The following is a 7,839-nucleotide window of genomic DNA, read 5'->3' as shown; positions in this document are numbered from 1 at the left end:
CCGCCGATGCTGCCAAAGTTCCCATCAGCCATCGCATCAAGAAATGCGCCTGGAACGACGACTATCTCATCAATGCCATCACTCATATGCGATAGCCCTGCCCTCGTGGGGGAGATGCCCGGCAGGGCAGAGGGGGGCGCTGTCCCGCCGGCTTGTGGATCATTTGTAACGCGACGTTAGGCGAATTCCGGTTGGGCGAATCCGGTCGGAAAAACATAAAAAACGCAGGCTTGCGATCCTTCGCGCCCCCCTCTGTCCTGCCGGACATCTCCCCCACAAGGGGGAGGTCGGCAGCTTCGGCGTCCCGCCGCTTCTTTTCAATCAAATCCATCAAGCGAGGCTGACCATGAGCGATTCCCGTGCTCGCGATATTCTGTCGCGACAGGCAGAACTGGAGAGCGAACGCAGCCAGTACGAGCATGTCTGGGAGGCGGTGTCCGAATTCTGCGACCCCGATGCGCCCGATATGTGGAGCGGCCGCCGCCAGGCCGGCACGGATTCGCAGGCCGAACGGCAGGAGCGGCGCGGTGCGCGCGTCTACGCCAACACCATCAACTCGGCCGCCAACCGGCTGGCCGCCGGGCTGGAAAGCCTGATCATCCCGCAGTCAGAGAAATGGCATGGGCTGTCGACCGCGGCAATCAACGACGAGGAAACCGACGAGGAAAAGGAATGGACGGAAGCGCTGCGCGATTTCCTGTTTTCGCTGCGCTACTCCGCCAATTCGAACTTCGTGCCGGCAACACAGGCATGCCTGCGCAATGTCGTGCGCTACGGCCCAGCCTATCTCTACGCCGAGGAGGGTTTTGGCGGCACGCTGATCCGCTATGCCTCGATCCCCGTGGTCGAGGGCTATCTCTCGCGCAACCGCTGGGGCCAGGTCGATATTTTCCACCGCCGCTACGAGCGCACGGCGCGGCAGGCGGCGCAACTGCTCGGCTATGAAAAGCTGCCGGTGCGGATCAAGGTTCTGGTCGACGACCCCTCGAAATGCGAGACGAAGATCTCGCTGATCCAGTGCATCCAGCCGCGCGACGAGCGCAAAATGTACAGTCTGAGCGGCACCTATCAGTATCTCGATACGGCGTTCGCTTCCTATCACGTCATCGAGGACGAGGAGGTGATCGTCAGGGAAAGCGGTTTTCGCTCGTTCCCGGTATCGTGCTTCAACTGGCGCCGCTACGAGGGCGATCCCTACGGCATCTCGCCGACCATCGAGGCGCTGACGACGGTGCGCGAGGAGAACGCCGTGCGGCGCTCCGGCCTGCGCGCCCTGCAGCAGATCACCGATCCGGCGACCGCGTCCAAGGCGCGGCTCGACTATGTGCCGGTGCTCAATCCCGGCGAGAATTATCCGGGCCTGATCGACGATGCCGGCCGGCCACTGATCGCGCCCATCGCCACCGGCCAGAACCCGACCTATGCGTTCAATTATGCCGACAGCCGGGCCGAGGAGATCCGGGACATGATGTTCGTCAACCTGTTCCAGACGCTGGTGCAGAACCCGCAGATGACGGCGACCGAGGCCTTGATCCGGCAGGAGGAGAAGGGCGCGCTGCTCGGGCCGTCCGGCTCGATCATCCAGGCCGGCTTTGCCAACAATCTCGACCGCGAGCTGGGTATTCTGGAAGACAAGGGACTTTACGAGGAAGACAGCCGCTTCCTGCCGCCGGCGAGCCTCGCCGGCAAGGCGCTGCGGCCGACCTTCACCGGCCCGCTCGACGTGCTGCGCCGCTCGGCCGAAGCCCGCGACACCATCCAGGTGGTGACGACGGCCATGCAGATGGCGCAATTCGATCCCGGCATCATGGACAATATCGACGGCGATGAAGCACTGAAGATCGTGCAGGGCGCGGGCCGCAGCCCGCAGCGCATCTTTCGCCGCCAGGACGAGGTGGCCGGTATTCGCGATGCTCGTGCCAAGGCCCAGCAGGAACAGGCCGGCATGGCGGCGGTCGCCGCCGCCGGCAAGGTCGCCAGGGATGCGGTGCCGGCGGCCGTACAGGCGCGCGATAGCGGCCTGCTGGATGGACTCGGCGAGCTAATGCCGCAGGGTGTGCAAGATGCTTCGGGCGGGCAGGGCGTATGAGTGGCAAACGCTTCGCCCATTCCAGCCAGGCCGGCGGCCCGGCCAAGGCGCAAGATGCGCTGGCCAAGGCCTATCTCAGGGTGTTCTCAGGCCAGGACGGCGAGATGGTGCTGGCCGACCTCACGGCTGCGACCGGCTATTACCGCCGCTCGTCCTATGGCGAGTGGCTGGCCAAGACGAAAACTCCGAACGGCTTCGAGCTGCACAGCGCGCTGAGCAACGCCCGCGCCGAGGTGGTGCAGCACATCATGGGGTTCCTGACGCTGGACGAAGCGCAACTGGCGGCACTGGAGAAGGCGGCGAGGGCGGAGGGGAGGTAGGGTTTGGGGCTACAGGATATCTGAACGCGAATAGCCATCGGTTCTGCGGTGCATCAATTCTGCAAGGCGCAGTCCAAATACCACGTGTTCAGATATGTTGGAGTTTGCAGCGTGACCCGCGCCTTGGTCGGAGGACCTTCAACATCTGCTGTCCTCATAACGAACGTGTCGAGCATGAATGTCGTGCTATCAAATGCAGCGACCTGATACACGCTTCGTTGGAAGATATCGTATTTCGTTGAGGATGGTTTGAACGTGCTCGATTTGCTGGTTACAATGAAGTGATCGGCAAATTCTTGGATATCGAATTTCCTGGCCTTGTTATTTGCGACGAATTCCGGGCTACCAGATGACGGTATGTCGGACCACGTGCGGAAGTCGCTCACCGTACATAAGAAGACGTCGCCGTCTTTCGAGTTTGCCGGCTCCATCGCAAACAAGCAAGCCAGCAAAAGGATTACGAGGCGGAGGATCACCGGCCTCGAAGTTGCAATAGCCCGCATCGCTCGTCCCCCTTGGTAGGGAAGATAGCGCTGACCTCTAATCAGCGGAAGGACCAAATCAGGGAAAAGGATGCGCCGAGGCTGAAGCTGCTTCCCTCTCCCCGTTTTACGGGGAGAGGATGCCGGCAGGCAGGTGAGGGGCGGTGCCGGCATTTCAGAAGTTTGCGCTGCCCCTCATCCCCCTGCCGGGACCTTCTCCCCGCAGAACGGGGAGAAGGGGGCACGCTCAATAATCGCCGTTATAATAGCGGTCGTCACAGGGGGCGGTGTAGATGCGGCCGCTGTTGCGATCCTGATAACGGCAAAGCTGTTCGCCGCGCGGCTGCGGCGTGGTGGCGTTGCCAACCACGGCACCCAGAAGGGCGCCGGCGCCCGCGCCGATGACCGTGCTCTTGGTGTTGCCGCCGATCGCCTGGCCGGCGAGAGCGCCGGCGCCGGCACCGAGCAGCGCACCGGTGCTGGTTCTCTGCTGTGCTTCGGTCTGCGCGCAGCCTGCCAATGCGGCAGTCACAAGCATGGCGGCAATGGCTTTGTACATGGTCATCATCTGGTACTCCCTTGAAGCCTATGAACTAATACGCTGGCTGATTTTGCCAAGTGCGGTGGCATTTGCGGCGGAACATAGGCACTGAGCCTCACGAAATAAGACATGGTTGTTTTAGTCTGACAGCTCGGTTTCGGAAAGAAATGTAACCGAACAAGACGACGGAGCTTCATCTCAAATCGACCTTCGAGGGGCTACGCTGCCTCGATCTGCATCACCTTTTTTGCCGCAGCGGTCAGAAATCCGGATCGGCTGTAGCCGTGGCGCTCTGCATATCGATCGATCTGATCGAGGATATCTTCCGGAATGGTGACATTGACGCGCACGACTTTCGCCGCTTCGGCTTTCAAGGGAACCAGGATGGCGACACCGCTCAGATTGTCCTTGTCCGACATCACTTCCTCCAGGGACGACGGCTCGGGAATTGCTTCGCCATCCTCGACCAGCCCCTCGACATGAAAGGCCAGTGCTTCCTCGGCCATGGCGCGGGCATCATCCAGATTGACGCCTGCTGTCACCAGGCCCGGAAAATCGGGGAAGGAGACGCCGAAGTCGCTGTCCGCTTGCTTGTGGATCAGTCCGATGTAGTTCCGCATTTCTCTACCTCAGCTTCAAGCCGGATTGTTTTTCAATGCTCTTCAGAGTGCCGATCGGGATGTCGCGCTTGGGATGCGGAACTGTCACGCGGCCCGGCTTGGCTTTGTGCTTGAACTGGGCGTGACTTCCTTTTCGAGCCACTTCGTACCAGCCATCCGCCAGCAGCCTATGAATGACATCGGCGCTCTTCATGTTGTGTATAGATACACACAGAAGGCCTAAATGTCCATGAGATTTGCGGCAGATTACGTGCCGCGGTCCAGTTGAACCTTCCTCAAATCCCCAAAAAATGGAGATACCAGATGACCCGAGGTCTTCCCCGGACGCTTTCGCGTGCCGCCGCCAGAGAAGCCGGCCTTGCCCCGCCCAAGGCGGGGCTTACCGCCAGGACGACCGGGCAGGGCGGCGCCTACCGCACCGTCTTCTCCTTCAATGCCATGCCGGTGCCGGTCACCGATGCACTGGCCTATGCCAGTCAGAAGCTGTTCGATTTCATCGATGGCAAGATCCGTATCAAGGGCGGCACGGCGAGATTGCAGTTCGCGGTGCTGACTACCCGCGCGTCGACCATCAACGACAATGCCGCGCTAACCTGGTCGCTCGGCTCGACGGCGGCGTCGAGTGCTGCGCTCGCCGGCACCATGGTCAATGTGCTGGGCGCGACCGGCCGTACGCTGGATGGCGCGGGTGCCGCGCTGTCGAGCGCATCGATTGCCGATGTTGCCGCAGCCGCTACGCTCGACGGCACCGTGACGCCGGTCGACCTCTATCTCAACCTGGCGTTTGCCACCGGCACGGATATCGACGCTGACGGCACGGTTGCCGTCACCGGCACTATCACGCTGCTCTGGGAGAACTGGGGCGACAATATCTAGGTTCCCTCCAGATATGGGTGATTGGCGAAAGCGGAAGTGACGGCCAATCTCCCCCCGCGTGGGGGAGATGCCCGGCAGGGCAGAGGGGGGCGCTGTCCCGCCGGCTTATCCAGCTGATTCGTGCTTGCAATCTTTCCCGGGGCGTTGGTGACGAAGTGCACCGGATCCTCGCGTTCCTTCGCGCCCCCCTCTGTCCTGCCGGACATCTCCCCCACGAGGGGGGAGATTGGCAGCTTCGCCGCTGGCTCTCTCTAAACCTCAACATAAGGAATCTTTTCATGACAGATCTGGCAGACGCCGGGTCCGTGGTGGCGGCGCCACCGGCGGGCAACCTTGCACGGCCACCGGCCAACGGGGACAACGGGTCCGCCCTGCCTGCGGCCACAAGCTGGTTTGACGGTCTTTCCGAAGGCAACCGCAAGCTCGCTGAAACCAAGGGCTGGACCAAGCCTGAAAGCCTCGATCGGGTTTTCACCTCCTATGCGGAGCTGGAGCGGCAGCAGGGCGAGAGCCTGCGCGTTCCGGCAGCCGATGCAGCCGCGGAAGACTGGGACAGGTTCCATGCCCGGCTGCCCGAGGCGATGCGTCCGCTGACCTCGCCCGAGAAGGTCGAGTACCGGCGCCCCGACGGGCTCCCCGAAAACTTCGCCTATTCGGACGAGCTCGCCAATGCGTCCAAGGCCTGGGCAGTCGAGGCAGGTGCTACCCCGAAGGTCGCGCAGGCCTATCACGACCGCTTCGTCGGCTACATGGCCGAGCAGGCCAAGGCACAGCAAATCGCCGTTGCCCGCTCGGTCGAGACGACCCACGACGACCTTGTGCGGGATTGGGGACCGACCGGCAGCGATGGCTTTCGCCAGAAGCTCGAGGTCGCCAACAGGGCGATGAAGAAGCTCGGCCTGGTCAATGCCTATAAGGCGAAGGGCATCCTTCTGCCGGATGGCGCCTTGACCGACCCGCAGATCGCCAAGGCGTTCCACGCCATCGGCGAGGCGATGTTCCGCGAAGACACGATCGACGGCGGCGCGGCCTTGAGTGGAGGCAATCCCTTCAAGCGCAATGCTGCCGGCGAGCGCAACCTGACCGGCATCTCGGCGCTGGTCAAAAGCGACCCCGCCCGTGCCCGGCGGCTGGCACGCGAGGCCGGCGAAAACCCCGATCTATGGATGCCCAACAACCCTCTCTGAAATTGGATCATGATCTTTTCCGAAAATCGGTTTCCACTTTTCTGGATCATGGTCCGCCAATCTCCACAAACCTGAAGGAAGACAAAAATGGCAGACGCCTATACCCGCATCGCGGACGCGATCGTTCCGTCCGTCTATGCGCAATACTCGTTCGAAGAGCATGTCCAGTCGCTCGACATCTACCAGGCCGGGATCCTGTTTTCCGACCCGGCCATCGCCTCGAAGCTCTCCATGGGCGGGCGTTCCGTCGACATGCCCGGCTGGAAGGATCTCGGCAACGATCCCTCGGAGCCGGTCAATGACGACCCGGCCGACTCGATCGAGATGAAGAAGATCGGTGCGCGCCGCGAAGTCGCGGCCCGCAATGTGCGTGCGCAGGCCTGGGGCATCCCGGACCTGACTTCGATCCTTGCCGGCGACGATCCGCAGAAGCTCATCGTGCGTCGCCAGACCGACTACTGGCAGCGCGCCAACAAGCTGACGCTGCTCGGCATCCTGAAAGGCGTGCTGGCCGACAACATCGCCAATGACGGCAGCGATCTGGTGCGCGTTACCGGTGCTTCCATCGTCGACACCGACATCATCGAGGCCGCCTATCTGATGGGCGACCGCGCCGACAAGTTCAAGACGATCTGGATGCATTCGAAACAGATGAAGGCGCTGAAGCTCGCCGACCTCATCGACTATGTGCCGTCGTCCGAGCAGGGCGGGCCGCTGATCCCCTATTACATGGGGCTCAGGGCCGTCGTCGATGACGATATTCCGGTCGCCGGCGGCGTCTACACCGCCTTCATGTTCAAGGACAAGGCGATCCTGTGGAACGAGCTGCCGGTCAACACCGAAGGCGGCCCGCTCGAGTTCGACCGCAAGCCGCGGCAGGGCCATGGCGGCGGCGTCACCGAAATGGTCGGCCGCCGGCATTTCGTGCCGCATGTGCCGGGCACCCGCTTCCTCGACGCGTCCTCGGCCGGCGAATTCGCCACCGATGCCGAGCTGGCACTGGCAGCAAACTGGGACCGCACGGCGTCGAGCGTCAAGCACATGACGTTCATCGCGCTGAAGACGATGGAGGCCTGATCCGGCCGGAAGGGGCGGGCATCAGACGTCCCGCCCCTTCTGGACACCAGGTCGGCCGGTGTGGCGAATCCCAAGTTCACCCGCTGCGCCGCGCCGGAGTGATGCGAATTTTGCGGTTCGCCACAACGTTCATGTTGCTCGTTTGGCCAATCGACGGCACCAAACAGTTACAAGAAAGGGCGATGCTGCCTTGTCTGAGCAAGGGAGGTAACTATGAACGTGAAGTACAAAACAGTTCAGGAAGTGCTCCGAAAAGCGGGCATTGTCATGAGCAAGAAGGGGGAAGTTCATCGCATAAACTTCTTCAGCGGTCTGGAGGACACCGCCTACTACACACCAAGTCTTCAAGATGCCCTGGACAAGGGCTTGGCTCTGGCGGGAGGTGCCGGAAGGGTGAAAGCAAGCGTCTTTGCCAAGTCAGCCGAAACAGGGATCTCGACCGGCGCACGCATCGGCTGACACAATCCAGGCAAGACATCGCCGCATTGCGCGGCGGTGTCGTGAAACTGCAACAACCGAAGCATTGCCGTCTTCCTCGCTCGAATGGAAAAAGACGGATCACGCAGCACGTGCCACCCATTCCCTGACGGGCGGCTGGCATCGTGACGGCTCCATGCACGAGACGTGCAACGTTCTGCCCAAGCAAC

At 62.0% G+C, this 7,839-nt stretch carries 10 protein-coding genes; 6 read left to right on the top strand and 4 right to left on the bottom strand.

Going from position 1 to position 7,839, the window contains the following annotated elements; all coding sequences use genetic code 11:
• The first annotated feature begins 346 nt into the window (after positions 1 to 346).
• Positions 347 to 2,089 carry a portal protein gene (locus NKI22_RS26790; RefSeq protein ID WP_352939416.1) on the top strand — a complete coding sequence of 581 codons (1,743 nt, stop codon included), beginning with the start codon at positions 347 to 349 and terminating at the stop codon, positions 2,087 to 2,089.
• Positions 2,086 to 2,409: a Bbp19 family protein gene (locus NKI22_RS26785; RefSeq protein ID WP_352959188.1), complete on the top strand. Its 324-nt coding sequence runs from the start codon at positions 2,086 to 2,088 to the stop codon at positions 2,407 to 2,409. Before NKI22_RS26790 ends, NKI22_RS26785 begins: the two co-directional genes overlap by 4 nt.
• A gap of 53 nt (positions 2,410 to 2,462) precedes the next feature.
• Here NKI22_RS26785 and NKI22_RS26780 read toward each other — a convergent pair whose 3' ends face one another.
• The 4 genes from NKI22_RS26780 to NKI22_RS26765 form a co-directional block, all read right to left on the bottom strand.
• On the bottom strand, positions 2,463 to 3,065 hold the full coding sequence (locus tag NKI22_RS26780; protein ID WP_156948043.1) for a hypothetical protein: 603 nt from the start codon (positions 3,063 to 3,065) through the stop codon (positions 2,463 to 2,465).
• Positions 3,066 to 3,138: 73 nt separating this feature from the next.
• Positions 3,139 to 3,456 (bottom strand): YMGG-like glycine zipper-containing protein, encoded by a 318-nt coding sequence (locus NKI22_RS26775; RefSeq protein WP_352524211.1) that lies wholly within the window; start codon positions 3,454 to 3,456, stop codon positions 3,139 to 3,141.
• A 194-nt stretch (positions 3,457 to 3,650) separates the two neighbouring features.
• The gene (locus tag NKI22_RS26770; protein WP_023718152.1) at positions 3,651 to 4,052 is read right to left on the bottom strand and encodes a type II toxin-antitoxin system HicB family antitoxin; all 402 of its coding nucleotides are present in this window, start codon (positions 4,050 to 4,052) and stop codon (positions 3,651 to 3,653) included.
• Between the two features lie 4 nt (positions 4,053 to 4,056).
• Positions 4,057 to 4,245 carry a type II toxin-antitoxin system HicA family toxin gene (locus NKI22_RS26765; RefSeq protein ID WP_352496017.1) on the bottom strand — a complete coding sequence of 63 codons (189 nt, stop codon included), beginning with the start codon at positions 4,243 to 4,245 and terminating at the stop codon, positions 4,057 to 4,059.
• 110 nt (positions 4,246 to 4,355) lie between these two features.
• Here NKI22_RS26765 and NKI22_RS26760 point away from each other — a divergent pair, with 110 nt between their 5' ends.
• The 4 genes from NKI22_RS26760 to NKI22_RS26745 all read left to right on the top strand — a co-directional run bounded on the left by NKI22_RS26760 (position 4,356) and on the right by NKI22_RS26745 (position 7,651).
• Complete coding sequence (locus tag NKI22_RS26760) at positions 4,356 to 4,928, top strand: hypothetical protein (protein WP_352844574.1); 573 nt, start codon at positions 4,356 to 4,358, stop codon at positions 4,926 to 4,928.
• 278 nt (positions 4,929 to 5,206) lie between these two features.
• Positions 5,207 to 6,115, top strand: coding sequence for a hypothetical protein (locus NKI22_RS26755; protein ID WP_352939410.1), 909 nt, complete (start codon positions 5,207 to 5,209; stop codon positions 6,113 to 6,115).
• 87 nt (positions 6,116 to 6,202) lie between these two features.
• Positions 6,203 to 7,192: a hypothetical protein gene (locus tag NKI22_RS26750; protein ID WP_023718156.1), complete on the top strand. Its 990-nt coding sequence runs from the start codon at positions 6,203 to 6,205 to the stop codon at positions 7,190 to 7,192.
• A gap of 213 nt (positions 7,193 to 7,405) precedes the next feature.
• Positions 7,406 to 7,651 (top strand): hypothetical protein, encoded by a 246-nt coding sequence (locus tag NKI22_RS26745; protein WP_352589722.1) that lies wholly within the window; start codon positions 7,406 to 7,408, stop codon positions 7,649 to 7,651.
• Positions 7,652 to 7,839: the final 188 nt, after the last annotated feature.

The organism is Mesorhizobium sp. M0778 (assembly GCF_040320105.1).
Classification (GTDB): domain Bacteria; phylum Pseudomonadota; class Alphaproteobacteria; order Rhizobiales; family Rhizobiaceae; genus Mesorhizobium.
Note: the sequence above shows the minus strand (reverse complement) of the source record. Positions and strands in the feature narration are given on the sequence as shown.

Excerpts from the sequence above, each read along its gene's own strand:
- NKI22_RS26755 (WP_352939410.1), top strand. The coding sequence starts at position 5,207 with ATGACAGATCTGGCAGACGCCGGGTCCGTGGTGGCGGCGCCACCGGCG.
- NKI22_RS26770 (WP_023718152.1), bottom strand. The coding sequence starts at position 4,052 with ATGCGGAACTACATCGGACTGATCCACAAGCAAGCGGACAGCGACTTC.
- NKI22_RS26785 (WP_352959188.1), top strand. The coding sequence starts at position 2,086 with ATGAGTGGCAAACGCTTCGCCCATTCCAGCCAGGCCGGCGGCCCGGCC.
- NKI22_RS26760 (WP_352844574.1), top strand. The coding sequence starts at position 4,356 with ATGACCCGAGGTCTTCCCCGGACGCTTTCGCGTGCCGCCGCCAGAGAA.
- NKI22_RS26780 (WP_156948043.1), bottom strand. The coding sequence starts at position 3,065 with ATGCCGGCACCGCCCCTCACCTGCCTGCCGGCATCCTCTCCCCGTAAA.
- NKI22_RS26765 (WP_352496017.1), bottom strand. The coding sequence starts at position 4,245 with ATGAAGAGCGCCGATGTCATTCATAGGCTGCTGGCGGATGGCTGGTAC.
- NKI22_RS26750 (WP_023718156.1), top strand. The coding sequence starts at position 6,203 with ATGGCAGACGCCTATACCCGCATCGCGGACGCGATCGTTCCGTCCGTC.
- NKI22_RS26775 (WP_352524211.1), bottom strand. The coding sequence starts at position 3,456 with ATGACCATGTACAAAGCCATTGCCGCCATGCTTGTGACTGCCGCATTG.
- NKI22_RS26790 (WP_352939416.1), top strand. The coding sequence starts at position 347 with ATGAGCGATTCCCGTGCTCGCGATATTCTGTCGCGACAGGCAGAACTG.
- NKI22_RS26745 (WP_352589722.1), top strand. The coding sequence starts at position 7,406 with ATGAACGTGAAGTACAAAACAGTTCAGGAAGTGCTCCGAAAAGCGGGC.